General features: G+C 40.0%; 22 protein-coding genes and 3 pseudogenes. 10 read left to right on the top strand and 15 right to left on the bottom strand.

From position 1 onward, the window contains the following. Positions 1 to 28: 28 nt before the first annotated feature. The 3 genes from L641_RS0117355 to L641_RS0117365 all read left to right on the top strand — a co-directional run bounded on the left by L641_RS0117355 (position 29) and on the right by L641_RS0117365 (position 3,503). Positions 29 to 907: a LysR family transcriptional regulator gene (locus L641_RS0117355; RefSeq protein WP_024602625.1), complete on the top strand. Its 879-nt coding sequence runs from the start codon at positions 29 to 31 to the stop codon at positions 905 to 907. Positions 908 to 1,026: 119 nt separating this feature from the next. Continuing rightward, a complete protein-coding gene (locus L641_RS0117360) occupies positions 1,027 to 2,982 on the top strand; it encodes a hypothetical protein (protein ID WP_024602626.1) in 1,956 nt (651 codons plus the stop codon). A 62-nt stretch (positions 2,983 to 3,044) separates the two neighbouring features. Continuing rightward, positions 3,045 to 3,503, top strand: a complete 459-nt coding sequence (locus tag L641_RS0117365; protein ID WP_024602627.1) for a thioredoxin family protein — start codon at positions 3,045 to 3,047, stop codon at positions 3,501 to 3,503. 40 nt (positions 3,504 to 3,543) lie between these two features. On the opposite strand, the gene L641_RS0117370 is transcribed toward L641_RS0117365, so the two are convergent. From L641_RS0117370 to L641_RS0117385, 4 genes are all read right to left on the bottom strand, one after another. Then, positions 3,544 to 4,854 carry a DASH family cryptochrome gene (locus L641_RS0117370; protein WP_024602628.1) on the bottom strand — a complete coding sequence of 437 codons (1,311 nt, stop codon included), beginning with the start codon at positions 4,852 to 4,854 and terminating at the stop codon, positions 3,544 to 3,546. Between the two features lie 123 nt (positions 4,855 to 4,977). Next, positions 4,978 to 5,313, bottom strand: coding sequence for a hypothetical protein (locus L641_RS0117375; protein ID WP_024602629.1), 336 nt, complete (start codon positions 5,311 to 5,313; stop codon positions 4,978 to 4,980). A gap of 156 nt (positions 5,314 to 5,469) precedes the next feature. Then, positions 5,470 to 5,910: a winged helix-turn-helix domain-containing protein gene (locus L641_RS23635; RefSeq protein WP_244186399.1), complete on the bottom strand. Its 441-nt coding sequence runs from the start codon at positions 5,908 to 5,910 to the stop codon at positions 5,470 to 5,472. 314 nt (positions 5,911 to 6,224) lie between these two features. Continuing rightward, a complete protein-coding gene (locus L641_RS0117385) occupies positions 6,225 to 7,943 on the bottom strand; it encodes a DUF885 domain-containing protein (RefSeq protein ID WP_029750443.1) in 1,719 nt (572 codons plus the stop codon). A 200-nt stretch (positions 7,944 to 8,143) separates the two neighbouring features. Between L641_RS0117385 and L641_RS23410 the strand changes: the two are divergent. Continuing rightward, positions 8,144 to 8,317, top strand: a pseudogene (locus tag L641_RS23410) (DUF4202 domain-containing protein); the annotation flags it as partial. 41 nt (positions 8,318 to 8,358) lie between these two features. Then, positions 8,359 to 8,865, top strand: coding sequence for a zf-TFIIB domain-containing protein (locus L641_RS0117395; protein WP_024602631.1), 507 nt, complete (start codon positions 8,359 to 8,361; stop codon positions 8,863 to 8,865). Between the two features lie 53 nt (positions 8,866 to 8,918). Here the strand turns inward: L641_RS0117395 and der are convergent, their stop codons facing one another. From der to ndk, 9 genes and pseudogenes are all read right to left on the bottom strand, one after another. Next, positions 8,919 to 10,388: a ribosome biogenesis GTPase Der gene (gene der / locus L641_RS0117400; protein WP_010389444.1), complete on the bottom strand. Its 1,470-nt coding sequence runs from the start codon at positions 10,386 to 10,388 to the stop codon at positions 8,919 to 8,921. A gap of 93 nt (positions 10,389 to 10,481) precedes the next feature. Then, positions 10,482 to 11,660: an outer membrane protein assembly factor BamB gene (bamB, locus tag L641_RS0117405; RefSeq protein WP_013462927.1), complete on the bottom strand. Its 1,179-nt coding sequence runs from the start codon at positions 11,658 to 11,660 to the stop codon at positions 10,482 to 10,484. 10 nt (positions 11,661 to 11,670) lie between these two features. After that, entirely contained in the window at positions 11,671 to 12,291 is a 621-nt protein-coding gene (locus L641_RS0117410; RefSeq protein WP_013462928.1) for a tetratricopeptide repeat protein, read from the bottom strand. A 45-nt stretch (positions 12,292 to 12,336) separates the two neighbouring features. Then, entirely contained in the window at positions 12,337 to 13,617 is a 1,281-nt protein-coding gene (gene hisS, locus L641_RS0117415; protein ID WP_013462929.1) for a histidine--tRNA ligase, read from the bottom strand. A gap of 186 nt (positions 13,618 to 13,803) precedes the next feature. Further along, positions 13,804 to 14,922, bottom strand: coding sequence for a flavodoxin-dependent (E)-4-hydroxy-3-methylbut-2-enyl-diphosphate synthase (gene ispG, locus L641_RS0117420; protein WP_013462930.1), 1,119 nt, complete (start codon positions 14,920 to 14,922; stop codon positions 13,804 to 13,806). 5 nt (positions 14,923 to 14,927) lie between these two features. Continuing rightward, entirely contained in the window at positions 14,928 to 15,797 is an 870-nt protein-coding gene (locus L641_RS0117425) for a RodZ domain-containing protein (RefSeq protein WP_013462931.1), read from the bottom strand. Between the two features lie 392 nt (positions 15,798 to 16,189). Continuing rightward, positions 16,190 to 17,089 (bottom strand): annotated as a pseudogene (gene pilW / locus L641_RS0117430) (type IV pilus biogenesis/stability protein PilW); the annotation flags it as partial. A gap of 110 nt (positions 17,090 to 17,199) precedes the next feature. After that, a pseudogene (locus L641_RS22435) lies at positions 17,200 to 18,332 on the bottom strand (bifunctional tRNA (adenosine(37)-C2)-methyltransferase TrmG/ribosomal RNA large subunit methyltransferase RlmN). Positions 18,333 to 18,515: 183 nt separating this feature from the next. Beyond that, the gene (gene ndk / locus L641_RS0117440) at positions 18,516 to 18,947 is read right to left on the bottom strand and encodes a nucleoside-diphosphate kinase (protein ID WP_008111339.1); all 432 of its coding nucleotides are present in this window, start codon (positions 18,945 to 18,947) and stop codon (positions 18,516 to 18,518) included. Between the two features lie 364 nt (positions 18,948 to 19,311). Between ndk and L641_RS0117445 the strand changes: the two genes are divergently transcribed. The 4 genes from L641_RS0117445 to L641_RS0117465 all read left to right on the top strand — a co-directional run bounded on the left by L641_RS0117445 (position 19,312) and on the right by L641_RS0117465 (position 24,085). Next, entirely contained in the window at positions 19,312 to 20,544 is a 1,233-nt protein-coding gene (locus tag L641_RS0117445) for a methyl-accepting chemotaxis protein (RefSeq protein ID WP_138687054.1), read from the top strand. Between the two features lie 155 nt (positions 20,545 to 20,699). After that, positions 20,700 to 22,088, top strand: coding sequence for a tRNA 5-hydroxyuridine modification protein YegQ (yegQ, locus tag L641_RS0117450; RefSeq protein ID WP_024602632.1), 1,389 nt, complete (start codon positions 20,700 to 20,702; stop codon positions 22,086 to 22,088). Positions 22,089 to 22,750: 662 nt separating this feature from the next. Beyond that, positions 22,751 to 23,143, top strand: coding sequence for a hypothetical protein (locus L641_RS0117455; protein ID WP_024602633.1), 393 nt, complete (start codon positions 22,751 to 22,753; stop codon positions 23,141 to 23,143). Positions 23,144 to 23,851: 708 nt separating this feature from the next. Beyond that, on the top strand, positions 23,852 to 24,085 hold the full coding sequence (locus L641_RS0117465) for a hypothetical protein (protein WP_024602634.1): 234 nt from the start codon (positions 23,852 to 23,854) through the stop codon (positions 24,083 to 24,085). A gap of 60 nt (positions 24,086 to 24,145) precedes the next feature. On the opposite strand, the gene L641_RS0117470 is transcribed toward L641_RS0117465, so the two are convergent. Together L641_RS0117470 and L641_RS0117475 are read right to left on the bottom strand one after the other, a co-directional pair. After that, positions 24,146 to 25,000: a hypothetical protein gene (locus L641_RS0117470; RefSeq protein ID WP_024602635.1), complete on the bottom strand. Its 855-nt coding sequence runs from the start codon at positions 24,998 to 25,000 to the stop codon at positions 24,146 to 24,148. 61 nt (positions 25,001 to 25,061) lie between these two features. Then, entirely contained in the window at positions 25,062 to 25,895 is an 834-nt protein-coding gene (locus L641_RS0117475; RefSeq protein ID WP_024602636.1) for an AAA family ATPase, read from the bottom strand. A gap of 179 nt (positions 25,896 to 26,074) precedes the next feature. Between L641_RS0117475 and L641_RS0117480 the strand changes: the two genes are divergently transcribed. Further along, entirely contained in the window at positions 26,075 to 26,836 is a 762-nt protein-coding gene (locus L641_RS0117480; protein ID WP_024600859.1) for an IS5 family transposase, read from the top strand. Positions 26,837 to 26,866 lie beyond the last annotated feature (30 nt).

Here is a 26,866-nt window from a genome sequence, read left to right on the forward strand (position 1 = left end):
TATAAACGTTCTATAAAAGAGAACTATAATGAGCCGTTTGAACTACCATCACTTGTATTATTTTTGGTCTGTTGCCCGAATTGGTAACTTAACCCAAGCCGCTAAAGAGCTGCATTTATCGCAGTCAGCGCTCTCCACTCAAATTAAACAGCTAGAGCACACCATTAATATTGAGTTATTTGAACGTAAAGGACGTACCTTGGCATTAACCGATATGGGAAAGCGGGTGCAAATGTACGCTAACGATATATTCACTAAGGGCGAAGAGCTGTCGTCTTTTATTCATAAAGGGATGATTTCCCAAACTCAGCATTTATCAATCGGGGTGCTTAATACGCTCTCTCGTAACTTTATCGAGGAATTTATTAACCCTTTAATGAGTAACGACGAAGTACGCTTTTCGCTTACTGCAGGGCGTATGGATGGGCTGTTAAATGGTTTGGCAGAGCACGAAATGGATTTAGTTTTAACCAATAAACCCATCGGACTTGAGCACTACGATCAACTGTGGCAAAGCCAGTTGGTATCTCGTCAGCCATTAGCCATAGTGGGCCCTGCAGATAAAAAAACACGCGGTCAATTTCCTAGCGGTTACACAGATGCACAATGGGTGCTACCCAGTAAAACCTCCGCGATTAGAGACTCATTTAATGCTTTGTGTGCCCGCTGGCAATATCAGCCAAAAATAAAAGCAGAGGCTGATGATATGGCTATGCTGCGATTACTTGCTCGTGATATTGGTGCACTATCGGTATTGCCATCAGTTGTAGTAAAGGATGAAATAGAACAAGGCCTACTGGTTGAATACCAACGTTTACCTGATGCATTTGAGCACTTTTATGCCATTACCGCACAGCGCAAATTTGTACCTGATATACTCAAATCATTGCTCGCCAAAACGTGTTAATTACTTTTAAACTAACGTTTTTATTAAAATATTTTATGCTTGAATAATAAAAAAAGAATTAAAGGTTTTAATTAGATGGCCGACAAAGTACTTAATTGTACTGAAGATTAAGGATAATCATGGTTAATAAACTACAAGGCAATTATGCTAACCTAAATGCGTTGCTTGCCCAATCAGTCAATAATTCAAACCACAGCAATGTGCCCACAGGTTTACAATCGAGAGCTCACTTAGCGCCAAGCACGGCAACAATCACTGATGAAATGCTCAGTCAGTTTAGTGACGAACAAGTCGATGAAATACTTAATCAGCAATTATCCTCTTTACTCACGATTTCCAGCACACCCAGTGGCTCAAATTATAAGCTCTCTAGTGAAGAGGTTGCACTACGTACGGTGATAAGTTCTCAGCAAGAGGGCCTATTAAAAAATGAACGTAGTGATCAGTTAATTGAGCGTTTAAACAGCTCGGTAAAAAATATTCAAGGCGCTTATGCTAACACTAGCGATATTTTATCAAACTTGGGGCAGCTTGGGTTCAATCAAAAAACGTTTTTAGCGTCTAGTCAGCAGCGTGTTGAACGCTCGCTAGACCCCTTTATGGAAAGTTTTAACCGCGAGCGATATGAAGATGATGATAACTATGGGTTTGAGCTTTCGGTAAAAACCAAAGAAGGTGATGTTATTAAAATCACTCTTCATTCTGCGCAAGGTTATGATGAGGAAACAGGCGAAACCACTGACGAATTTAGCGTAAGTTATGAAGTAGATGGCGACTTATCTGAGGCTGAACACCAAGCATTAACGCAAGTACTTTCTGGTGTTGGTGAAATGGCGGATGAATTTTTTAAGGCTAAACAAAGCGCTTACAGTCGTTACGTACCCGCAAACCAAGCTGATTTAGATTTAAGCTTTCTAAGCAATTTTGATAACAAAGAACTTTCGGGTTTTGATTTGTATTTTTCAACGTCAGAGGGAAATACTGCCGATGCTGATGGAGCGCTACTTGGAAAAGACAATGAGCTTAATTTAAGCTATACCCTTGATGAGGATTCTGAGCAGCAAATACTAGAGTTTGAATCGGTAAATGGACAGAACAACATTGATTTTTCGCTTGATATGTCAACCATTGGCGCTCAAGACAAAAGCCAAATGCAGCAATACATAAAAGCGCTCGATAAGAGTTTAGAAGATAGCCAGCTCAATAGCTCAGAGAAAAGTACGCGTTCGGCGTTTGGCCAAAAAAGTGATGAAGTAATGAAACAAGGGTTGGCTGTATTTAAAAGTGCGTTTAGTAGTATGTCATCAGCCGCTGAGCGCTACAGTGAAATTGAGTCAGTTGCTACAAAGCAGTTTACTAATGGACGCGAGCTTGTCGCTAATTTAGTTGACAATATGATCACCCGTGATCCACGTTATCAAGGGCTAGGAAGCAGTAATAAAAATTCCTTAGGTGATGGTATATCTAAGTTAGCTGATTTTGATGCGAAATTTTCTTTTGCAATGGATCAAGGTGATTACATAGCAACAAGCACCACAAAGCTGAGTCAAAATACAGAACACCAAAAATCAGCAGGGTTAACTGGAGTTACTCAAGATAAAGCGGCGAGCACGCGTTTTAATTATGAAGAAGGTAACCGCTCTGACATCCCTCCTGATTATTATGACAAACAAGAAAATTACACTATTGGTACCGCTGTAAAAAATAACGAATTGGTTGCCCTTGATCAGGCTCATGAGGTGGATGTAGATAAAAAAGTGTATCAGTTTAATCCCGAAATATCTCAATACGAGCTAAAAAAGGAATTAAAAGAAACAACCACCAGTGAGAGCAATATTCGTGTTATTAACGATATTTGGCTCGAGAAAAATGAAGATAGTCATCGTATGGATGAAAGAAAACGACTCAGTGGTGTGGGGGCGTCGAACGAGTTTAGAACAACATCGAGTTATTCACATACGCAATTAGTAACGTTAATCGGTGACTTAGATAAATTAGAACAAAACAAAGAAGTCAAACGTGAGTACTTAGCCGTTTTATCACAAGTGGATGATTTTATGGATAAAAGCATGTAAATTTTATTTACTTAAGCTCGATTGTGGGTATAGTAACTAAAACACTATTTAAGTATAAGATTATGTTTAAACAATTAATTTTTCTTTTAATGTTGAGTTTACCACTGGCAGTGAATGCAACGCTCAAACCACACTCGGACGCTATTTCTGCTAAGCGTTTATTAAGCGAGCACGATAAATTTGCTAAACAATACCAAGCATTTCCGCCCACACCGCAAGACATTGCATTGATGCAAAAACTAGCAGGTAAAGAGGTATTAGTGCTTTTAGGTACGTGGTGTCATGACAGTGCCCGTGAAGTACCTCGATTAATAAAGTTACTCGATGAATCGAAGGTCAAACTCTCGAAAATAACTTTTGTTACAGTCGGTTATGACAAACGTGATGAAGCAGGTATTGCCCTAGCGCATGACTTACAATATACCCCCACTTTTATTGTTAAGCATAACGGGGTTGAAGTTAACCGCGTAGTAGAAAAAACCAGCGACACTCTCGCCCAAGATTTAACCTTAGGCTTATAACGAGAGTCAGCTAGCCAATATCATGTTCGAGGTTTTATTTTTACACTGGCCAATCAGCGGCGTCTAAGTCATCTAATTGTGCATCGCAATGCTCATTTCCTTGCCACTTGGTAATATATTCACCGTGCGGATCGTATTGCTGAGTTTGTTTTTGCAAATTAAAGTGACGTCCGCCGCGCGGATCGACACCAACTCCAGCAATATATTGCCAATTACCCCAATTCGACGCCACATCGTAATCGATTAACTGTTGCTCAAAGTAAGCCGCACCATAGCGCCAGTCTAGTTGTAGTTCGTTCACTAAACAGCTAGCAACGATTTGTCTTGAGCGGTTGCTAATAAAGCCTGTTGCGTTTAGCTCTTTCATAATGGCATTAACTAACGGGTAAGGTGTACTGCCTTGGCACCATTTAGCAAAACGATTCGGGCTAAACGTGGTAAGTGGCGAGCTTTGTTTCTTACCTTTAAAGGTAAATAACTGATGCTTAACATTAATTGCATGCCACTTAAAATACTCACGCCAGAGCAATTCAAACTTGATCCAGTAAGTTGACTCGTTTGCTCCATGGCGCGCTTCATAAGCATCTACGGCACAAAAAATTTGCTTGGCACTAATACAGCCAAAAGCCAGCCAACTACTAAATTTTGTTGAGTTATCAAAGCCATCTAGCTCATTGCGAGTGATTTTATAGCTACTCGGTAGTGGGGATGAAAAATAGTTGAGGCAGTGCTCAAGCGCAGCCTGATGCCCACCAAGTAATTGTGTATTCCCTGTTGCTGGCTTTTCTATCGGTTGTTTTGCGCAAAGTATAATAGGTGGAGGCAATCTTGCTGCTGAAAATGTATGTGTGGCTAAACTAATTTCTGCCGCTTCGATCTTTTTTCTAAAAGGTGTAAAGCCGGTTGGTAAATTAGCTAGTTCAAAGGGCAGTTGCTGTTGTTGATATAAAGTATCTTGCATCACAGATTTAAATACCAAAGTCGTGCATTTTGACTTAAGAGCACTAATTTGGCGTTGCTCATATACACCTATTTGCTGGCTATATACAACTTCGTTAATGCTAAGCTCATTAATACGCTGTGTTAATACCTCAACTGGATCGCCTTCAATAATATGTAAAGTTTGGCCAAGCTCTAAAACAGACTCCTGTAGCTCATATAGGCTTTGCATTAAAAAGCGTTGTTTGTGGACACCATAGGGTTTTTGTTGGTAGTTATTGCTTTTAAACCAAGCAGGGTTAATCACAAAGACCAAGTCCAACTCACATTGTTGTTGTGATAAATCATTGAGTATGGGGTTGTCGTCAATGCGCAAGTCATTTTGCAGCCAATACAGAATACTTTTTTTCATACTTATGCTCTGGTTTTTAAAATCATTTATTTTACGAAGCAAAAACGGGTAGGGATTAGTTAGCTGCAAGTTTTAGTAATTAAAGGGTGAGCAAGTAATACTTACTCACCTGCTTAGGTTTTATTAAGCTTGTTTGTTCGTGTTAGTTAGGTTTATAGATACATAAGCAATTAAATACACAAATACGCTAAGCGGTAAACTACAAATAAATAAAGCAATTTTGTACTTTTTAGCAATAGATGGTTTAGGCAGTATTACTGCAAAAAGCATATTCATTGCTAACCAAAAAATAGTAACTAGTGGTGATAGCGTTGTTTTAGAGCTTGATAAATCACAAGTGCCGAATGAAATACTAGCAATAGATGCGCTACCTATTTCTATACATTGAGCGTTACCTATTAGGCTGATAGTAACTAATGTTGTAATAAATAATAGTGTTAGCGGGAGTAAATGTTTCATATTTTTTTTCCTTAATTATTTAATTTTATGGGTCGCTCTACAGCGCCTAAATAAATTAAAACGTTTGGCAAAAAATAACGATAACAAAGCCGTTAACTAGTTATTATAAAGTTATAACCATGGTATTACCTTGGTTATAACTTTTATAAATTATTATTATTCAATTGGTTGTGTTTTTATTTCAGCTATTAGCTGATACCCTCGTTTCATTACAGACTTTATGTATTTAGGATTTTTTGTGTCGTTATCATTGAGGGCTACACGTAGTTTGCTAATAACTCGCCTAACTGCGGTGTCGGTTACTATTTGATTCTCCCATACATTATTATGTAACTCTTCAAGACTAACTATTCTTGGTTGTTGTTCAACTAAATAGCTTAGTACCTGCATGCATTTAGGCTCTAATGTGAAGTGACTATCTTCTTTAATTAAAGTTTGCTGCATGCTGTCAAAAGTGTACTCACCAATTATTATCAAATTAACGCTCGACTTTTCATTAATTGGTTCTGTGCAATCATAGTTAGGTTGGGGTTTATTTGCTGTCGTATTTGAATGCTTTTTATAAATGCGAGATACCATTATTCCAGTTAAATTCATTAAAAGTACTAACGGGCTTAGTGGGAGCGCACAAAGAAAAAGTAAATATTTAAAACCCACGTGTATATTTGGTTTATTAAGAGTCTGTCCGAATAACACGTTTAAAAGCATCCATATAATAAAATAAGGCGTAAGGAGAATTGAATCAGTTTGATCCCCACAAGCGCCATAACTTACGCCCTCTATATAGTTTGATAAATCCAAACAAAAAGCATTTGCTTGGCCGCTAAATAAAATGAGCGATATAAAAATAAGTAGGTGTTTCATTAAAAAGTCCATTTGGTAAGAGGCGGCAAATAGTACCGCCCCTAGCTTTATTTTTGCTGTGCTATCCAGTCGTTAATTACATCTTCAAGTACCGCCATAGGAAGTGAACCTTGACCAATAACGGTGTCGTGAAAGCTGCGTATATCAAATTTAGCGCCTAGCTGTTTTTCGGCTTTTGCACGCAGTTCGCGTATTTTAATTTCGCCCATTTTGTATGAAAGCGCTTGGCCTGGCCATGAAATATAGCGGTCTATTTGATCTTCCACGGCGCTTTGTGGCAAGGCGGTATGATCAGCCAAATAATCAATCGCCTTTTGGCGGCTCCAGGCAAAGGCATGAATGCCGGTATCAACCACTAAGCGCACAGCGCGCCACATTTCGTAGCCTAAACGGCCAAAGTCACTGTATGGGCTTTGGTAAAAGCCCGCTTCTTTACCTAAACGCTCTGTATAAAGTGCCCAGCCTTCGCCAAAAGCAGAGTGACTAAGTGTGCGTCTAAATTCAGGAACGTCTAATTCCATTGCAATGGCGTTTTGTAAATGATGCCCAGGTATGGCTTCGTGCAGACTAAGTGCTTCTAAATTATATAAAGGCTGTAGCTTTGGAGTCGAGGCTAAAAAGTAAGTCCCCGGTGAGCGGTTATCAGCAGGTGGCATATAAAACGCACCGCGACTCGCTGAGCCTTTTATAGTAAAGGTGTTACGCGGCAAATGGCCAAAGTAAGTGGGGAGTTTGCCATACATTTTTTGGGTTATAAAAGCGGTCTTTTCGAGCAAGTCTTGGGGATCGGTTGCGTAAAATTGCTCATCGGTTGCCAAAAATTCTAAAAACTCGCTATAGCTGCCATCAAAGCTAACTTCATCAATAATACTTTGCATTTGCGCTTTGATGCGTGCCACTTCTTTAAGGCCAAGCTCATGGATTTGCTTGGGGGTCGCATTTGTTGTGGTGTAATAATTTACTGTATATTTGTAATAATCAAGGCCCCCTTTGATGCTTGCAATACCGGGCTGCGCTCTACAATGTGGCATATACTCGTTTTCAAAAAAGTCGTAAAAGTGCTCGTAAGCAGGCACGACTTTTGAGGCAATTAACGCTTTAGCTTTATTTTGGTAAGTTTCTTTTTGCGCTGCAGTAAATGTATTAGGGATGCGAGTAAATGGCTCATATAAGGCGCTATTCTCAGGTTGTTTAACTATATGGGCGCTAATACTTTGGCCATAATTTTTAAACGTTTCGCAGTAGTGGGTAAAACCAGTTTGAATGCCTTGCTTCAGTAAATTAATGTTTTGCTGATTAAAGCGCGGGTAATCACCAAGGCTCACTAAAAAGGCATCGTAATCCTCGGCGGTTAAAAAGGCCATGTTAGCCGGCGCTTCTGCAAAGTAAGTATGCCAGCCACTTAAAAAATTAACCGGAAAGTATTTATCTTGGTAAAGGTAGCTTTGCTGCTCGGTTTCTCGCTCATATTTAAACAAGCGGTAGTTCATTAACTGCTCGCTATTGAGCGTTTTAGGATCAATGCTGGCTAAGTTTTTTAGTACGCTGTTGTTGTAAGCTTGGCGCTTCGCAATGGCTTGCTCGCTCCAATCGGGTAGGGGGCCGTTGGGCTTCCAACCATCAGGATCAGTTCTAAAAAATATTTTCTCAGCTTTGGCGTTTTGCCAGTGGTTATCAATAATGGTTTTTAAATCGCTGTTACTGTCGGCTAAGCTTGGCAGCGAGGTGGCTGCTAAGGCAATAGCTAAAATTGTTTTTTTTAGCATGTTGAATTTCACTTTTTAAAATTTTAATTATTATTTATGCGCGCTGATTTTATGATAATAACAAGTTCACTCAATTAATGCGTTGGTTTTTAACAGCAGTCTAGCTTATTGTTTTACTGGTGTTTAAAATAAAACATATTGGGGTGGCGATATTTAATAACGTATTTTGCTAACCGATAAGGCGAATAGCCAACACCCAAATATTTATTGAGCATTTCATGCTTAGCTTTGCAGGTTCGAAATCCGATTATGATGAAGAAAAATGGATTGGGATTACTCGCTGTACTTGGAAAAAAATGTCAGATAATGCACATGAGTTTGTATTGGCAGGTCACACACCATTAATTGGCCTGATACACAAAGCGTTAGAATAACTATTTAACTTTAGGTATGAAAATAAAAAGGATTTTTGAAAATGTTGTGCCCTCGAACAAAGACACCATTGGAGCCTATATTAGTTGGCGGTATCACTGTTTATACATCGTCGTTAGGCGGCGTTTTTTTCGATAACAGCCAAATTTTTAAATTTAGCTCGCCAGAGTTAAAACATGGTCAGGTTTTACTTAAGTATTTGAGTAATTATGCCGAAGGTGAGGGTGAAGTCGCAATGCGAGTAAATTGCCCTAAATGCCCAAGCATAGTGATGATGCGTAGGTATTTTTCACCGCTAAAAGCAGTTGAAATAGATGAATGCCCAAGCTGTGCAGGAATATGGCTTGATAGTGGCGAATTAAGCAAAATACACGAAAACCATTTAACACCCAAAGAACGAAAACTGCTAGCCCATGAAATGGCCACCAATCATGGGTTTATAACTATTAAGCCGCCAAAATCGAAATATTATCCTAAAGCGCCTAAAAACGTTCAAGGCACTACAGTTGAACGGCTGGTGCAATTGGCATTACTTAATTTTGAATCATAAAAAACGGCGTCCTATAAAGTACGCCGTTTTTTCAATTGACTAAATTAAAGCCATTACGATTTATTGCGGTTTTCTTTACTAAACGCGCGAATCTTACGTTTTTGCGACAGGGTTACTTTATTAGTACGCCCTGCAAATGGGTTATCGCCTTCTCTAAATTCAATTTTGATTGGCGTACCCATAATCTTAAGTGCTTTACGGTAGTAGTTCATTAGGTAGCGTTTGTAGCTATCAGGTAAATCATGAACTTGGTTACCATGAATGACGATACGCGGCGGATTATAACCCCCAGCATGCGCATATTTAAGCTTAACACGACGACCGCGAACAAGTGGCGGCTGGTGATCCGCTTGTGCCATGTCCATAATACGACGCAGCATAGCGGTGCTTATACGTTTAGTTGCCGACTCATACGCTTCGTCAACTGATTCAAATAAATGACCAACACCCGTACCATGTAGCGCAGAGATAAAGTGCAAGCGGGCAAAATCAATAAAGCCCAAACGACGATCAAGCTCAGTTTTAATACGATCTTTAACGTAGTTATCTAGGCCATCCCACTTGTTCACGGCAATCACCAATGAGCGCCCTGAGTTAAGGGCAAAGCCTAATAAGCTTAAATCTTGATCTGAAATACCATCGCGGGCATCAACCACTAATAGCACCACGTTACAATCTTCGATTGCTTGTAGTGTTTTAATGACTGAGAACTTCTCAACCACGTCACTTACTTTTTTGCGTTTACGCACACCGGCTGTATCGATAAGAATATATTCTTTATCATTACGGGTCATCGGAATATAGATAGAGTCGCGCGTTGTACCTGGCATATCGTATACAATAACGCGATCTTCACCCAGTATACGGTTAGTAAGGGTTGACTTACCAACGTTAGGACGACCAATAATAGCCAGCTTTACCGGCTTGTCGGCAAACGCTTGGTGATCTGTGTCATCTTCTTCACCTTCTTGATATAAGTCGATAAGTTCTTCATCGTCATCGGCTACATCTTCATCAAGTGCGGCAAGTTCAGCAATAACTGGCTGAAGTGTTTGTTCGAGCAGTAAAGTAATACCACGACCATGAGCGGCAGCGATATGATGAACTTCACCGAGTGAAAGTTGATAAAACTCAGCACAGTTCGAGTCAGCATCAATCCCATCGGTTTTATTGGCTACCACAAAGCACTTTTTCTCTTGCTTACGTAAGTGGTTAGCAATAGCTTGGTCAGCCACTGTCATACCTACGCGAGCATCAACTAAAAATAAAACAATATCCGCTTCTTCAATGGCCAGTAATGACTGATCAGCCATTTCGGTTTCGATACCTTCTTCTGAGCCATCAATACCGCCCGTATCTACCACGATAAATTCAAAGCCATCGTAATTTGCTTGGCCATATTTTCTATCACGCGTTAAGCCAGGAAAGTCGGCAACGAGTGCATCACGAGTACGTGTTAAACGGTTAAATAATGTGGATTTGCCCACATTGGGTCGCCCTACAAGAGCGATCACGGGAAGCATACACTACCTCTTTAAAAAACAACAAAAGGCTTCGCAGTGCGAAGCCTTACAAAAAATAATTAACTATTAGTGCCTTACACTAATAGTAGACAGTTAGTTCGGTATTTTTACCGCGCTAACTTCACCATCACGGGTGTATAAAATTAACTTATCGTCAGCAACAACAGGCTCAACAAAAAAACCTGAGCTGTCAAAGTCTTCACGAGATACTAGCTCGCCAGTGTCTTTATTTAACCAATGCAAATTGCCTTCTTGGTCACCTAACGCTAAATAATTACCGGCAACCGCTGGGCCTGTTAAGTACCAGCCACGAAGAGCGGGTTGGCTCCAACGCTCAATGCCTGAATCTTTATCAAGTGCATAAACAACGCCGTTACTATCAACAACGTAAATTGTTTGCAAATCCATGGCAATTTCACGGTAGCTGCTGTATTCACGTTTCCATACAACATTACCAGAACGAATATCAACTGCTGATAAGTTACCATTGTATGCAATCGCATAAGCAAACGGGCCACTAATAAGTGGTTGTGTATCTACATCAACTAAACGCTCAAACTCTGATGCGCCTTTTGCTACTGCAATTTCTGCGCTCCACGCTGAGTAGCCGCTCTCAGAAATTAAAACACTGAGCTTACCTGTTTCAAGGCCAACCAACACACCACCATTAGCGACGGTTGGTGAACTTTGACCGCGTAAGGTAAGTGCTGGCACTTCTTGCTCAAAGCTCCAGCGCTCTTCACCCGTATCAGGATGCAGGGCCAGTAACTTACCTGATGCTAAATTAACAAACACTAAACCATCGCCTGCAGCAGGTTTAGAAAGTGATTCGCCTGGCACTTTTTTACGCCATACCTCTTTACCTGTCTCACGATCAAGGGCAATGACATAGCCATGTTCTGAACCTAAATAGATTTTACCATAAGCTTGTAATATTCCGCCTGATAATTTTGCACTATCGTTATCGCTCCAAGGCCAAAACGATAAATCATGACGAACATCGGTTTCCCAAAGCGTATCACCATTGGCAAGTGATAACGCTTCTACTTGGCCTTCGCGACTCGCTACATACACAGTATCTTTATAAACAGCTGGTGATAGGCGTGAGAAGTAATGCTCTACACCGCTACCTATTGATTCTTGCCAAACAACTTCTGTTTCAAACTGATTGGCTATTTCAGGAAGTACCAGTTCTTCATCATCATCACTTGATGAACAGCCCATAAGTGTTGCTATACAAAGGGCGAGCGTTGCTGTTGTTATTTTTCTCATGCCTAAAACCTTATGCCGCTGGGCTAGTTACTGCTAGGTCATCTAACTTAATTTGTAATAGAGGATTGCTGGTTAATCCACCGGCATCAACCGCAGCTTGGTAGGCTACGCGTGCTTGTTCTTTATTGCCTTGCTGAGTGTAAATATCGCCTTTTAACTCAGCAATATTTGCATTAAATGCCTCTGGCAATGGTGAATTTAATGTAGTTAATGCGTCATCGTATTGTTGTTGAGCAATTTGCACACGCGCTAAACGCGTAGTGGCAATGGCTTTTAGCTGCGCGTTATCGACATTTGATACAATCCAGCTTAGCTTTTCATTCGCTACATCTAATTTTTGTGCATCTACCGCTTCTTTTGCAGCAACAAATGCCGCTAAAGTTGCGTACTGAGTGTCTTTATTTTCACTGATGAAGGCATCAGCAGAGGCTAATACGTCATCACTTTCAACAAGCTTAGTGTAGGCATCAGATGCTTGCTCTGCTGTTGTTATTTGGTTTTGGTTGTAGGCCTTCCAACCGTACAAACCACCTAAGCCAACAATTACACCTAACGCAAGTGATAGGCCGTTTTCACGAAAAAAGCGTTTAATCGCTTCTGCTTGTTGTTCTTCAGTTGAATAAATTTCCATGCTTACCTCTATTAAAGCGCTTTACTCGCTGCGCTTTATGTAATTTTAACTATTAATTAGTTCTGCAAGTAGCGCTTTAGCTTGTTCTAGTTCTAATGTGACTTGTTCTTTACGCTCACGTAAATACTTTATGGTCACAACGCCTTGCTCTAATTCATCTTCACCGATAATAACCGCGACTAATGCATCGCTTTTATCAGCACGTTTTAATTGTTTTTTAAAGTTACCACCGCCAGCATGCACCATAACGCGTAATCCAGGTACGTCTCGACGTAACGTAGATGCAATAATAGGCGCTTGAATGCTGGCTTTGTCGCCCATGGCTGCTAAATATACATCAGTACTACGGCGTATGTCACCTACACATTCAAGTGCTTGAAGTAGTAAAACTAGGCGCTCTAATCCCATCGCAAAACCAACTGCCGGGGTTGATTTACCGCCTAATTGCTCAACTAAGCCATCATAACGACCACCGGCACATACTGTACCCTGTGCACCTAAGCTATCGGTTACCCATTCAAATACAGTACGGTTGTAATAATCTAAGCCACGAACTAGCTTTTCATTAACCGTGTATTTGACGCCTGCGGCATCTAATCGTTCACATAAATTTTCAAAATGTTCTTTTGATTCAGTATCTAAATGTTCAGATAATTTTGGCGCATCCACTAATATTGCCTGTATATCTGGGTTTTTAGTATCCAAAACGCGCAGCGGGTTAGAGTACATACGACGCTTAGAGTCTTCATCTAGTACATCGGTATGTTGTTCTAAGAAGGCAATTAAGGCATCACGGTACTGCGCGCGCGCTTCATTTGAGCCTAATGAGTTAAGCTCTAAGCGTACATGGTCGCTTATGCCAAATGCTTCCCAAAGTTGCGCCGTGAGTAATATAACTTCAGCGTCTATATCGGCGCTGGCAATACCAAAGGTTTCTAAACCAAATTGGTGAAATTGACGGTAACGACCTTTTTGTGGGCGTTCATGGCGAAACATAGGGCCCATGTACCAAAGGCGTTGTTCTTGATTGTATAACAGGCCATTTTCGTTACCTGCACGTACACACACCGCGGTACCCTCAGGGCGCAGAGTTAAATTATCACCGTTACGATCGGCAAAGGTGTACATTTCTTTTTCTACAATATCGGTTACTTCACCAATAGAGCGTTTAAATAGGTCGGTTGATTCTACAATTGGAAAACGAATTTCTTGATAACCAAACGATGATACGGTCTCGCGTAAAATGTGCTCTACTTTCTGCCAAACTTGCGTATCGCCTGGCAGGCAATCGTTCATACCGCGAACTGCCTGAATTTGTTTTGCCACTGATAAATCCTAAATCTGTTTATGTGCAGTCTTAGACTGCAACCACGTAAAACTAAAAAAATCGACCGCGCATTATAACCCTAACTACAAGGTAATTGCGAGTATAGCGGTGTGTATGTAATTTGTACTGCGCTGTGAATGCCGCTACTAAAAAAGTCAATTGAATGCATATTGCTGGCGTTTAAATCACTCTACGATTTTTATATCGATTGGTGTTTGTTGCTGCTTTTGCTCGATAAAATCGCGCACATAGCCTTCGAGCTGATCAACAATATTATTGTTATCAATACGGGCTTTTTGGCGTTCGCCATTTATGTATAAGCCTGAGCGACGGTTTGCACCGGCAAGGCCAATATCACTGACTAGCGCTTCGCCTGGGCCGTTAACAACACAGCCAATTACAGACACTGAAACCGGTTCAATAATGTCTTCTAAACGTTCTTCAAGTTGGTTCATGGTGCTCACCACATCAAACTCTTGGCGTGAACAGCTTGGGCAAGCAATAAAGTTAATCCCGCGCGAGCGAATACGCAGTGATTTTAATATATCAAAGCCAACTTTTATTTCTTGTACTGGGTCTGCAGCGAGAGATACGCGCAGCGTATCACCAATGCCTTCTGCTAATAACATCCCTAAACCAACGGCCGATTTAACAGAGCCAGAGCGCATGCCGCCAGCTTCAGTTATTCCTAAATGCAGTGGTTGGTCGATTTCTTTAGCGAGCAAGCGATACGCGCCTACCGCTAAAAATACGTCTGATGCTTTTACTGAAATTTTAAATTGATCAAAGTCTAAGCGGCGTAATATATCTACGTGGCGCATAGCCGATTCTAATAGGGCTTCTGGAGTGGGTTCGCCGTATTTTTCTTGTAGATCGCGCTCAAGTGAACCGCCATTTACCCCTATTCGAATAGGAATATTATGCTCACGCGCTGAATCAACTACCGCTCTAATACGCTCTTCACTGCCAATGTTGCCTGGGTTGATACGCAAACAATCAACACCGTATTTTGCTACTTTTAATGCAATGCGATAGTCAAAGTGGATATCGGCGACAAGGGGTATCGACACTTGCTCTTTAATACTTTTAAATGCCTCAGCGGCATCCATGGTCGGTACTGACACGCGAACAATATCTGCACCGGCATCTTGAATAGCTTGAATTTGGGCTACAGTGGCATCAACGTCCATCGTATCTGTGTTGGTCATCGACTGCACGGCAATAGGTGCACCATCACCAATAGGAACATTACCCACATTTATGCGTGTGGATTTTCTGCGTTTTATAGGAGATTCTGAAAACATAGCGACTACTCTGCTAAGGGTAATTTAAATTTAGCTAAACGGTTTTTAGGAAAGGCCGAAATATCAACTGGCTCACCATTTAGGGTAATACGAACAACATCATGCTTGCCTAATACCACTGAAAAAGGCGCTACTCCGGTTAGGGTCATTTCGTAGCCTGCTTTTTTTACACCAAAAGCAATTTTTTCATCATTGGCATCGTGAATTTCTACCCAGCTCTCATCGTTAAACATCATAAAAATGGTGCTTAAATCACTGTTTTTTGGCTCACTGGTGCTCTGTGCATTATTAACTGGCGCAGCTTGAATTGTTTGTTGTTCATTTTGTAATGCAGAATCTACTTCTTCTGTAGATTCAATGTCATTTAATAGTGCCTCGTCGGCGGCTTCAGCTAACAGCTTGGTGTTTTCTTGTTGTTGAGTTATGAGCGAGTTATTAGCATTAATAGTTTTAGTTTGTTCATCAATAGGCATTGCATTTTGCCACCACCACACTGCAGAAGAACCAATAACGATAGCTAAAATTAAGTAACTTACGGTCATAAGTCGGCTGTCATGGGCTTCTTTTTCTGTGCGCCTTGAAAAGCTTTGCATATCGACCGGTTTATCTGATGTGCTAAAAGCCGGCAGCATCGCTAAGATAGCTGTGCTATCAATGTTTAGTGTGCGGCAGTAGTTTTTTATATAGCCTTTAACGAACGTTTTTGCACCGAGTAAATGATACTCGTCGCTTTCAATATGCTCAACTTGTGATTCTGTTAGCTTTAATAGCGAGGCGATTTCAGCAATGCTGATATTTGCATTTTCTCTATGCGATTTTAGTATTTGTCCTACAGAGGGTTCGTCGCTCTGCGGTTGTGTATTATCTTCATTCATAATATGTATGAGTCTGGATCCACGAGTAAAAGTTAATGTTTTGGCTTAATAACCAGAGTAAGACTTTGTTTTTATTTTTTAGTGTTCGTTTATTCTTGCTACTAGAATGCACGCTTTTAAAGGGTATCATCAGCTGCGGTTTTATAAAAACGTTAGTATCGCCCTTTTAAAATTTTTGCTGTTTTTATTTTTAAAGCCCTTTAATGCACCTAACATATAGCAGTTTAGCATTGAATCACACTGAAATGCTAAATTGGTTTACAGTAAAACGAGCGATATCAACCGATACACTCGTTTTTACTCTTATTTATACTAATTTAAAAAGGTATTTGTGTCTCTGTTGTATTTTATGCAGCTTACTTTACTGAATCATCAGAGTTTACAGCAGATGTTGGGCTTTTTTTACGAATAATTTTTATTTTTGGCTCCACAATAATTTGATTGTTATTACTGCTTTCTTGCAATTCATCAAGTTGTGCTTGGCGGTACTTTTCGCGCAGCACTTCAAACTCTGTTTGCCTTAATTGGTTGTCACGAATGGCGTTAGCTTGAACACTATTTGGGTACGTTTGCAAAATGGTAGCTGCAATTTTTTCAGCATCTTCTATTCTACCCATGCGTTGTTTAACCAAGTAGCTGAGTAACAATGCTCGCGAAGAAACCTGTGCAGTATCGTCATAACGTTTTATTAAAGTACTGGCTTTATATAAGTCACTTTTGGCGTAATACAAAGCCGCTAAGCTTATTAATGTAGAGGCGCGTTGCGAGCTGTGGTTTAGCGCTTGTTGAAAGTAGCTTTCTGCATTGGTAAAGTCATTAAATTCAATGGCGCATAAGGCTAAATTTTCATAGCTTTGTGCTACACGAATATAGCTAGGAATTTCAATCGCTTTTAAAAATTGATCGGTCGCGCGATCATACTCATCAATACTACATAAAAACGTACCGTAGTTATTTAGGGTGTTCGGATCGTCAGGCTTAATCGCCAACGCTTTTTGATAGGCTTTGTCGGCTAATGCATTTTCGCCAACTTGTTGGTAGTAATAGGCTAAAGAATAATGAACTTCGGGAAGATTTGGTGCATATTCGCTCGCACGCTCAAGGTTGTATTTTGCTTGGGAATTATTACCGGTGTTTAAATATTGTAATGCCAAAGCAATGCGGGTACGTGCTGCGCCTGCGTTGTTTATTTTATTTTCGACGACGGGTTTGTCACTGCCGTTGTAACTATTTTCAGTCACACAACCGCTTAAAAGTAGTGTTGATAGTGCTAAAGCAAGTAAAGATCGCATTACCTTGTCTCTTTATTTATTTCCATAGCCTCTATCTTACCTCAAAGCCTTTGTGTTGCATCATTTATTTAAAAATAAACAATTTATCACAAAGGCACAGAGTTACTTAGTTAGGCTTGGTGAATATTTACTGCAATTGCATTGTCATCACGCATTTTCTTTTTAGCCATACGTTTTGTTCTATCAACCACATCGCCAGCTAACTGACCACAGGCAGCGTCAATGTCGTCCCCTCGTGTACGACGAACAATACAGGTAATCCCCGCAGCTTGTAATACCTTTGAAAAACGGTCAATTCGGCTGTTGCTTGAACGCGTATACTCATTACCTGGGAACGGGTTAAACGGAATAAGGTTTACCTTAGATGGCGTACCTTTTAGCGTTTTAACCAGTTCATGTGCTTGGTCGGTACTGTCGTTTACGCCATTAAGCATAACGTATTCAATGGTGACATCTTTATTGGCTTTTGAGCCATCAATATAACGACGACAGGCCGCTAAAAATTCTTCAATTGGGTACTTTTTATTGATCGGTACTAAAATATCACGCAGTGCGTTATCAGGAGCGTGAAGTGAAATAGCCAGTGCTACGTCTATTTTTTCTTTTAATAAATCAAGGGCAGGTACTACACCCGAGGTACTTAATGTAACGCGGCGCTTAGATAAACCAAAGCCCCAGTCGTCCATCATCAGCTCCATCGCCGGGACTACGTTTTTAACATTCAGTAGCGGCTCGNGCCCATTCCCATCATAACGACGTTAGTGACAGGGCGTTTTTCACTGTTTCCATCAAGGCCAATGTCTTTGGCTACACGCCATACTTGGCCAATAATTTCAGACACTTTTAAATTACGGTTAAAGCCTTGTTGTGCCGTTGAGCAAAAAGTACATTCCAGTGCACAGCCCACTTGAGACGATACACATAATGTGGCGCGATCTTTTTCTGGGATCCAAACAGCTTCAACTTCTTGGCCGCCCTCAAGTACGAGTGCATATTTAATTGTACCGTCGCTGGCTTGCTGGCGAACTGAAATTTCAGGTGCAACGATTTCACACTCATTTTTAAGCTTTTCTTTTAGCTTTTTGTTTACGTTGCTCATTTCGTCGAAATTATCTACGCCAAAATGATAAATCCATTTCATCACCTGATCGCCACGAAATGGCTTTTCACCGAATGATACAAATAACTCTCGCATTGCATCTCGGTTTAAATCTAATAAGTTAATCTTTTTTTGCTCGGTCATGTAACAACCTCAATCGGTGGCGGTGATGGTAAAAATTTACAAGGGCGAATTGTACACAATTCATCCACTATAATCATTAAGTAAAACATCATAAATAAACGGTTAATACTTTACGTAATGACTAAAAAAGGGCTCGAAAGCCCTTTTCATACTTTGCATCACAGGGTTAGCTGTGAACTCGAATTAACGAGTACGTGGGCAAAGTTCTTCGTCAGCGAAGAAGTACGCGATTTCGCGAGCAGCAGATTCAACAGCGTCAGAACCGTGAACCGCATTTTCGTCGATGCTATCAGCGTAGTCTGCACGTAAAGTACCCGCTAGTGCTTCAGCTGGGTTAGTAGCACCCATGATTTCACGGTTTTTAAGAACAGCGTTTTCGCCTTCAAGAACGGTAACCATTACTGGGCCAGAAGTCATGAAAGATACTAAAGCACCAAAGAAAGGACGCTCGCTGTGCTCAGCGTAGAAACCTTCAGCTTTCTCTTGTGAAAGGTGAACCATTTTAGCTGCAACGATTTTAAGACCTGCAGTTTCGAAACGGTTGTAGATTGCGCCGATGTGGTTTTTAGCAACTGCATCAGGTTTTACGATTGAAAAAGTACGCTCTAAAGCCATCTTTGTGCTCCAATAATTTAAATAAAAGGTTGAATATTAACGGGCGCGAATTATACGCGTTTTAGTCAAAAAAACCTAATTTATTCTACCTTGCTTGCTTTTTTTAATTTGCTAACCCCGATTTATGAACTAAAAACAATGTTTTTACGTTTACTATGTGTTTATAAACATGAGCTATACTTTTGTTTAAGTGGTGAGACTTTTTATTCATAGTACACTTTTTATAGACTCAATATGCATGCCGATACATTTAAACACTAAGGTAACAATATGTTTTTTAACCAATCTTTAAAAAAATCAAATCGCTGATTTACAAAGTAAGCTTTCTGTAAGGGAGCAGGTTAAGCAAAGCTTAGACAGTGAAATGCTGGTGTTAGAGCTTGATAAGCAAGGTGCTATTTTAAGACAAAATAAAAATTTTGAGCGAGAGTTTAACTACTCAAATAACAAAATAATTAATAAAAATATTTTAGACTTCATTCCTGAAAATGCTAGAAATAACGCGGATTTTCATGCCTTTCAAAAAGCGCTAAGTAAAGTAGAACATTTTGCCGGCGCTATCCAAGTATCCCACCCAAACGGACAACGAGATTGGTTACGCTGCATTTTACATCCTATAAAAAACGAGCAAGGTCAGCTTGAGTATTTAACCCTGCATTGCACTGTGCTTACACAAATAATTGAGAGTTCAAGAGAAAACGAAGATTTAATCAAAGCATTGCATCGTTCAACAGCGGTTATTGAGTTTGATACTCAGGGTATAGTTCTACGTGTTAATGACAACTTTTTAAAAAGTATGAGTTATTCAAGACAAGACGTGGTGGGCAAGCATCATGGTATGTTTTGTGACGAACAAGAAGCGAGTAGTAAAGAGTACCAAGCCTTTTGGCAACGTTTGCGTAATGGCGAGTTTATTGCGAGTAGGTTCAAACGTATTGATAAGCACGGCCATGTAGTTTGGTTAGAGGCTTCATATAATCCGATTTTTAATGAAGCAAATGAGCTCTACAAAGTAGTTAAATTTGCCACAGTGATCACTGATCAAGTAGAAAGAGAGCTGGCTATAGAGCAAGCGGCGAGTATTGCACATGGAACCTCCATCGAAACTGATAATAACGCGGATAAAGGTGCTGAAGTGGTACAAAAAACAGTTCAGGTTATGAACGAATTGTCGGTACAAATGGAGCAAGCTGCTCAAGAAATTTCAGCATTAGATAAACAGTCGCAACTGATAGCGAGCATAGTGCAGAGCATTAGCAGTATTGCTGATCAAACTAATTTATTGGCACTTAACGCGGCTATTGAGGCCGCGCGTGCAGGCGAGCAAGGCCGTGGATTTGCGGTGGTGGCTGATGAAGTGCGTTTACTTGCCTCCAGAACCAGTAAAGCTACCGAAGAAATCGTGGATGTTGTACAGCAAAACCAAAATTTAACTCAATCAACCGTTGCAGTAATTGAGCAAGGTAAAAATAAAGCGCAACAAGGTCTAGCGCTCTCCAAAGAATCTGGTGATGTAATGAGTGATATTAAAAAAGGCGCGCAACAAGTTGTTGATGCCGTTAGTCAATTCTCGAACCAATTAAGCAGTAAAAAATAACTTAAATTTACAGCTCTTCATTTATTAGCGCAGAAGAGAAATTTTGATGATCTTGATCAAGGTTTCTCTTTTGCCATCTCATTATACTTGCGCGCTTTATTTCCCTTAATTATTCATGCAACCGGCTTGAACCCGGTTCGATGTATGGAGCGCACATGTCAGCTGTTTCTTCTTCAACCTTATTTGTACCTGAATTACTTTGCCCCGCAGGCAGCTTAAAAAACATGCGTTATGCCTTTGCCTATGGTGCCGACGCGGTTTATGCCGGCCAACCGCGTTACAGTTTAAGAGTGCGCAATAACGAATTTGATTTAGATACATTACAAATAGGGATTAACGAAGCACATGCGCTGAATAAAAAGTTTTATGTAGTGTCGAATATTGCCCCGCATAACGCAAAAGTTAAGTCGTATTTACGTGATATAGAGCCGGTGATTGCTATGAAACCGGATGCATTGATCATGTCAGATCCTGGGTTAATTATGCTAGTACGTGAAAAATGGCCTGATATGCCAATTCATTTGTCGGTTCAAGCCAATGCAGTGAACTACGCAAGCGTACAGTTTTGGGCAAAACAAGGTATTGAGCGGGTAATTTTGTCTCGCGAGCTATCGCTTGAAGAAATCAGCGAAATTCGTGCTCTGTGCCCAGAAACAGAACTAGAAGTATTTGTGCATGGCGCACTGTGTATGGCTTATTCAGGGCGTTGTTTACTCTCAGGCTATATTAATAAACGCGATCCCAACCAAGGCACCTGCACCAATGCATGTCGTTGGGAGTATGATGTTAAACCTGGTACAGAAAACGAAACCGGTGAAATGGTACATAAAATTGACCCTAAAACGGTTATACCTACGTTAGGTGAAGGCGCACCAAGTAACGATGTATTTATGCTAGAAGAGCAAGGTCGCCCGGGTGAATATATGCCTGCATTTGAAGACGAGCACGGCACTTATATCATGAACTCAAAAGACTTACGCGCCGTGCAATACGTAGAGCAGCTAACAAAAATGGGGGTGCATAGCCTAAAAATAGAAGGGCGTACTAAGTCATTTTATTATGTTGCCCGTACCGCACAGGTATACCGTAAAGCGATTGACGATGCGGTTGCAGGTAAACCATTCGATGCTGATTTATTTAAAACTCTTGAGAACCTTGCACACCGCGGTTATACCGAAGGTTTTTTAAAACGCCACGCCCATCAAGATTATCAAAATTACGAATACGGTCACTCTGTATCTACCAAGCAGCAATTTGTAGGCGAAGTACTAGGGCGTAATGCCAATGGTTTGGTTGAAATAGATGTAAAAAATAAATTTTGCGTTGGCCATTCATTAGAATTAATGACGCCAAAAGGTAATATTAGCTTTGTGCTTGAATGTATGGAAAACAAAAAAGGCGAAAGCATTACTGATGCTAAAGGCTCAGGCCATATCGTAAAAATTCCACTGCCTGACAACATTGATTTAGAGCACGCGATACTTATGCGCAACTTGGATGAAAACCAAGACACCCGCAATCCTTTCAAACAAGCTGTTTCATAATAGAGAGTTTAATCATGGCTTTACTTATAAACAGCAAATGCATTAACTGTGACAGTTATAAGGTTTTCAATTAAAGTCTTTAAAAACAGATTGTTACTTTGTCGTGCTATGGCTTGTGCTACGATTTTACGTAACTCGTTAGCACTTAGTTAGTATCTTAAAAATGACCTTAAAAGGCAAATTTCATTAACTGAATAGTTGAAATTTTAGACTTGTAGAGTCTTTGAATCTTAGATTTGTGTTTTGTAGGTTATAGAATTAATTTGGAAAAGATAATTGGTAGTTAACAAAAGTAAAACTTAGATTTTTCTTTTTTAATCCTCAAAATAAAGTGCCTTTTAGGTAACATTAAGCCGTATTTTAGGCCTTAAAGTGACTTATAGGTCACTTTAACTGCCGACGGTTACAACCAAAAGTTTTGTATTGTTTTTACTTAATCTACTTTTTAGGTTGTTGAAAAAGTCTAATTAAAATTATCGTCAACACAGCAGCCGGTAATAACCATATAAAATCACTCATCTTAAATTCTCAATGTTTGAAGTAGTACTCTAACCTTAATGCTTTTGATGTGTTTTGCAAATTTACGTCGCTTATCTATTACCTTTCAATTTTTCTCCTCACTTATGCCTAGTTAGTTTTAGGACAAATCACTAGGAAAAAACATGAAAGACCAAAAATCGTCGTTTATTCGCCAATATGTACGCGCTAGTAGATCACCGTGGGATGACAGCTCTACAATTTTGCTACTAGCTGATGTTGTTGATAAGCAAACACTAGAGCTGGGCTTCACCAATTACGTTTATTTACACCGAGATAGAGTGGGGAGCGTGCTGGGTATTAGTATTTCTCAACAGTTACTAGCTACTAATCCTGAGTTCTCACAGAGGTATTTGGAAGGTATTGAGATGTATGCTTTTTTACTCATACATATTGAAGACATAACAAACTTTTGCAGCTTATTTAGTGCAGAATTTGAGCAGCTATTTATGCTAAAACCCAACGTATATTTTGCAGCTGCAGAAGACAGTTGGTTACGGTTAATAGAAAGCTCATAAACTCTGGCGAGCCTCTGGGCTCGTTTTCTTATACTTAAAATGAGCTTCTAATTAAGTTTAATTTTACTTTTCTTTGCCGTGCTTCATCGCGATATATGCAAAGCCAATAGTGAGGACTATCGCTGGAAAAATCATCATTAAAAATTCAGTCATAACTACTCTCCGACTATAAGTTCTTATTAATAATAATGTTTGACGCGTACTTTGCAAGCACGGATATTTTTTCTTTTATAAAGTTGCATTAGCGCTATAGAAAAGAGTGACTTAAAACATATTGAAAAATACAAACTCCAAGTGAACTACTCGGTACGCTTTGTAATTCCCCTGCAGCGAATGTAATTATTAATGTAAAGCCATAAACATACCTGCATATCCATTACCCCAAAAAATTGCACTCAGCTTGTCGCTATACAAGCTACATAATCTGAAGAGCTAATAGGTGATTCACTGCACATCAAATGAACCTCGTCATGCTATCTGCTCAGTAGATGGTTGTGCAGGGGGAGGGCAATATAGCGATTGACCTGGCGGTAGGGCACGAATGCGTTGTCTTAATCGCATAATGTAACCTGATAAAATAATAAAGAGAGCGAACTAAGTTCGCTCTCTTTATTATTTTTGTGATTGCTCTTTAGGTAAGTCGAAAAGACTAATAAATCCTCTGCTATGTACTTACATAAAGTAACAAGGACAAAAAGGACAATAGCTATGACTAAGAATAAATGGATTGAGTTTATTGCTAACGCTATAGCAGAGGTATTTAGTATGTTTGGCTTTATATTTATCGCCTTCGGTTGGCTTTATTATAAGGGGCTAATAAATAAAACCTATTTAATATTATCTACTATCCAATCCTATACGCTCACTTTGGCGGCTTGCTATATAGGGCATTTAACATTTAAAACAATTGCGCTGTATTGTAGCCGCAATAAAAAACACTAAAGCATCGGATGATGCTTTTTTTGTTGGGGTAAACATTTTATCTCACATTCATATTTCGACTTATGAATAAAACAGCGTTGTAATTTCATCACAAAATTTTGTGCGATATACAATCGCAGATTCTAGTAACTCAGCGTCTTCGTGAGTCATGAATGGTTGTTGGGTCTTCTTGTTTATACGCTTGGGGAGTTCATCCATCAACTGAGTGTGCAATCTTTTTATATCATCAAATATTTGCGTAGATTGTGAAAATATAAATACCTGTTGGTAATGGCCTGCTTTAAGTGAGTCGAGGTATTTGAGCAGGATAGTCTGACGCGTCGATTTATTTTTAAATGAGTTTTCAATTTCGATGGCAACGACGGCTTTATCTGGTAATACGGCCACACCGTCTACAATTCGCGCACTGCCTTGGTTATATAATCGTTTAAATTCTGGCTCAGATAAAAATCCTGTCCATAGCGGCCTGTAAACGCCGTCTGAGGTATGGTTATGTAATCCGCGAAGGGCAACAAATGTATTCATCAGGTCGTGCATTATGTGGTTGTAGTTAACCTGCAGTGCGGGGTTTGATTTTGAGCGAAAGTAAGTATCAATACTGGTTTGCTCTTGTGCGTATTTAGCTCCTGAGTAGCTAGGAATATAGACCCGCCCATCAGGACTTCTGTGTGTAGGGACCATCGTTAACAGTTTTTCGTCTACTAACTTATTTAAATGGGCAAGCGCTTGAGGTTGACTAATATTATAGAACCAGCGAATAATCACTGGCGCGACAATAGAAAACCTGACCGCAATTAGGACTGTTAGAGCAGTACGGTTTATACCTTTTTGATAGTTGTTAGCACCTACGTTATATCGCATATCAATGTCAAAATAGCGGGCGTATTGATGAGTATAGTCGTTATCGTTTTGCATTCGGGTTCACTAAATCAGGAGTCATAATTTATATAACTCCCGAGCATGCAAAATTGCTCGCTTATTTGGCGCGAACCATTAAAAACCGTCCTTCGTTATATACATCACCAAACGCGATACTCATAAGCTTTTCACTACTGGCGCCGTTGCGTGATTTAGACTGCGCTATATCAACCACAGTCACTGCATTAGTACTCAGTTTTAAATCTTTTGCTGCAATGAGCACATTATCAACTGCACGCGCAATTTCAGTATGGCCTCGGTAGTTTTTGCCTGTTTTATCTGTATGGTGCAGTATCAAAACAGCCTTTCCTTCGTTTCGTAATGCATCAATACATTTGTTGTAGTAGTTCCAGTCGTTTTGATTGAGCTCTTCTGCGGATGTATACAGTGCGGATAGGTTATCGAAAATCACTACATCGGCCCATTCAATATCACTGGCGAGTGTATCAAAACCGTCAGGTGTTGCGAGGTCGGGCATTCCTCCTGGAATGCTTTTTCTATGAATTACTCTAAATAATTGGTCACCAGGCCCAGCGCCTATCGCGTTAAAAATATTGCCAAAACGTGTTTGTATCTGATGCAAACCTAATTCAGCATCAATATACAAAACTTTTTTAGCTTCGCACGGCTCATTACCAAAACTAGTAGTGCCAGCAGCAACACACGCAGCAATATACTGAGATATATAGGTTTTTCCAGAGCCGGCTCCGGCAGCAAGTAGGGTAGCCTCTCCGGCGGTTAATATCGAAGGTACAATGATGCATGGTTGAGGAATATCGGCCTGAACAATACTAAGCACGCTATCGGCTTTTCTTAATTGATCTAATGGATTAGGTGTGTTTGTTGATTCACTGTTTTGTGAAAATTGTTGGGTATGTTTTTGGTCATTCATATTTATAAACTCCTATAAAATTGCGATATTTCGGAATTTCTAAATAGGATGTCGAAAAACGAACTAATTGCGTTTTAAGTAAAATTATCTAGGGCGTGTTGATCTTTGTGGTATGAAAAACAAACAGCATGAAGATAAGGTATAATTGAATTCGCCAGAAAACTTTACACCGAACCTACATGCCAAGATTAATGCTAACAGACGGGACATGGAATGTCTTATCAAAAGTAATGTACTTAAGTGGTCGAATTTATAATAAGCCCGACCATAGAAAAACGCTCGAAGGCATACTGTATAAGATGCGCACAGGTATTCCATGGCGAGATTTACCTTCTGATTTTGGCCGTTGGAGTGCTATCTACAGACGGTTTAATTTATGGTCCAAAAAAGGGATTTTGAATGAACTGTTTCGCGCATTATCTCGTGATGCGGACATGGATTGGGTCTTCATTGATGGCAGTATTGTCAGGGCTCATCAACATAGTTGCGGTGCAAGAACTGCTGACAATGAATCAATTGGAAAGAGCCGAGGTGGAAATTCTACGAAAATTCATCTTGCAGTCGATAGCGGAGGGTTGCCTGTTTATTATGAATTATCCTGTGGAAATACGCATGATATCGTCCATGCAGAGTCACTCGTAGCTAATTGCCCAACAAGTAATATGGTTGTCGCAGATAAAGGCTACGACAGTGAAAAACTGAGAGCGTTTGTTCGTGATAATAACGCTACACCCGTTATTCCACGTAAGGGCAACAGTTTAGTAGGCAATGAAGATATTGACTGGTGCATGTATAAATATCGGCACTTGGTTGAGAATGCATTTGGCCGTATTAAGCAATATAGAGGGATAGCCACGCGGTATGAAAAGCTTGAACGAAATTATCATTCAATGCTCGCTTTAGCATTTACTATGATGTGGCTACCAATGTGGGCTGATTGATATATGTACTACAAAGATCAACAGCCCCTA

Source organism: Pseudoalteromonas sp. TB41 (assembly GCF_000497975.1).
GTDB lineage: Bacteria > Pseudomonadota > Gammaproteobacteria > Enterobacterales > Alteromonadaceae > Pseudoalteromonas > Pseudoalteromonas tetraodonis.

What these genes read in the sequence shown, in the direction of transcription:
- L641_RS0117355 (WP_024602625.1), top strand. Translation starts at nt 29, where the DNA reads ATGAGCCGTTTGAACTACCATCACTTGTATTATTTTTGGTCTGTTGCC.
- L641_RS0117360 (WP_024602626.1), top strand. Translation starts at nt 1,027, where the DNA reads ATGGTTAATAAACTACAAGGCAATTATGCTAACCTAAATGCGTTGCTT.
- L641_RS0117365 (WP_024602627.1), top strand. Translation starts at nt 3,045, where the DNA reads ATGTTTAAACAATTAATTTTTCTTTTAATGTTGAGTTTACCACTGGCA.
- L641_RS0117370 (WP_024602628.1), bottom strand. Translation starts at nt 4,854, where the DNA reads ATGAAAAAAAGTATTCTGTATTGGCTGCAAAATGACTTGCGCATTGAC.
- L641_RS0117375 (WP_024602629.1), bottom strand. Translation starts at nt 5,313, where the DNA reads ATGAAACATTTACTCCCGCTAACACTATTATTTATTACAACATTAGTT.
- L641_RS23635 (WP_244186399.1), bottom strand. Translation starts at nt 5,910, where the DNA reads ATGAATTTAACTGGAATAATGGTATCTCGCATTTATAAAAAGCATTCA.
- L641_RS0117385 (WP_029750443.1), bottom strand. Translation starts at nt 7,943, where the DNA reads ATGCTAAAAAAAACAATTTTAGCTATTGCCTTAGCAGCCACCTCGCTG.
- L641_RS0117395 (WP_024602631.1), top strand. Translation starts at nt 8,359, where the DNA reads ATGTTGTGCCCTCGAACAAAGACACCATTGGAGCCTATATTAGTTGGC.
- der (WP_010389444.1), bottom strand. Translation starts at nt 10,388, where the DNA reads ATGCTTCCCGTGATCGCTCTTGTAGGGCGACCCAATGTGGGCAAATCC.
- bamB (WP_013462927.1), bottom strand. Translation starts at nt 11,660, where the DNA reads ATGAGAAAAATAACAACAGCAACGCTCGCCCTTTGTATAGCAACACTT.
- L641_RS0117410 (WP_013462928.1), bottom strand. Translation starts at nt 12,291, where the DNA reads ATGGAAATTTATTCAACTGAAGAACAACAAGCAGAAGCGATTAAACGC.
- ispG (WP_013462930.1), bottom strand. Translation starts at nt 14,922, where the DNA reads ATGTTTTCAGAATCTCCTATAAAACGCAGAAAATCCACACGCATAAAT.
- L641_RS0117425 (WP_013462931.1), bottom strand. Translation starts at nt 15,797, where the DNA reads ATGAATGAAGATAATACACAACCGCAGAGCGACGAACCCTCTGTAGGA.
- ndk (WP_008111339.1), bottom strand. Translation starts at nt 18,947, where the DNA reads ATGGCTTTAGAGCGTACTTTTTCAATCGTAAAACCTGATGCAGTTGCT.
- L641_RS0117445 (WP_138687054.1), top strand. Translation starts at nt 19,312, where the DNA reads ATGCTGGTGTTAGAGCTTGATAAGCAAGGTGCTATTTTAAGACAAAAT.
- yegQ (WP_024602632.1), top strand. Translation starts at nt 20,700, where the DNA reads ATGTCAGCTGTTTCTTCTTCAACCTTATTTGTACCTGAATTACTTTGC.
- L641_RS0117455 (WP_024602633.1), top strand. Translation starts at nt 22,751, where the DNA reads ATGAAAGACCAAAAATCGTCGTTTATTCGCCAATATGTACGCGCTAGT.
- L641_RS0117465 (WP_024602634.1), top strand. Translation starts at nt 23,852, where the DNA reads ATGACTAAGAATAAATGGATTGAGTTTATTGCTAACGCTATAGCAGAG.
- L641_RS0117470 (WP_024602635.1), bottom strand. Translation starts at nt 25,000, where the DNA reads ATGCAAAACGATAACGACTATACTCATCAATACGCCCGCTATTTTGAC.
- L641_RS0117475 (WP_024602636.1), bottom strand. Translation starts at nt 25,895, where the DNA reads ATGAATGACCAAAAACATACCCAACAATTTTCACAAAACAGTGAATCA.
- L641_RS0117480 (WP_024600859.1), top strand. Translation starts at nt 26,075, where the DNA reads ATGCCAAGATTAATGCTAACAGACGGGACATGGAATGTCTTATCAAAA.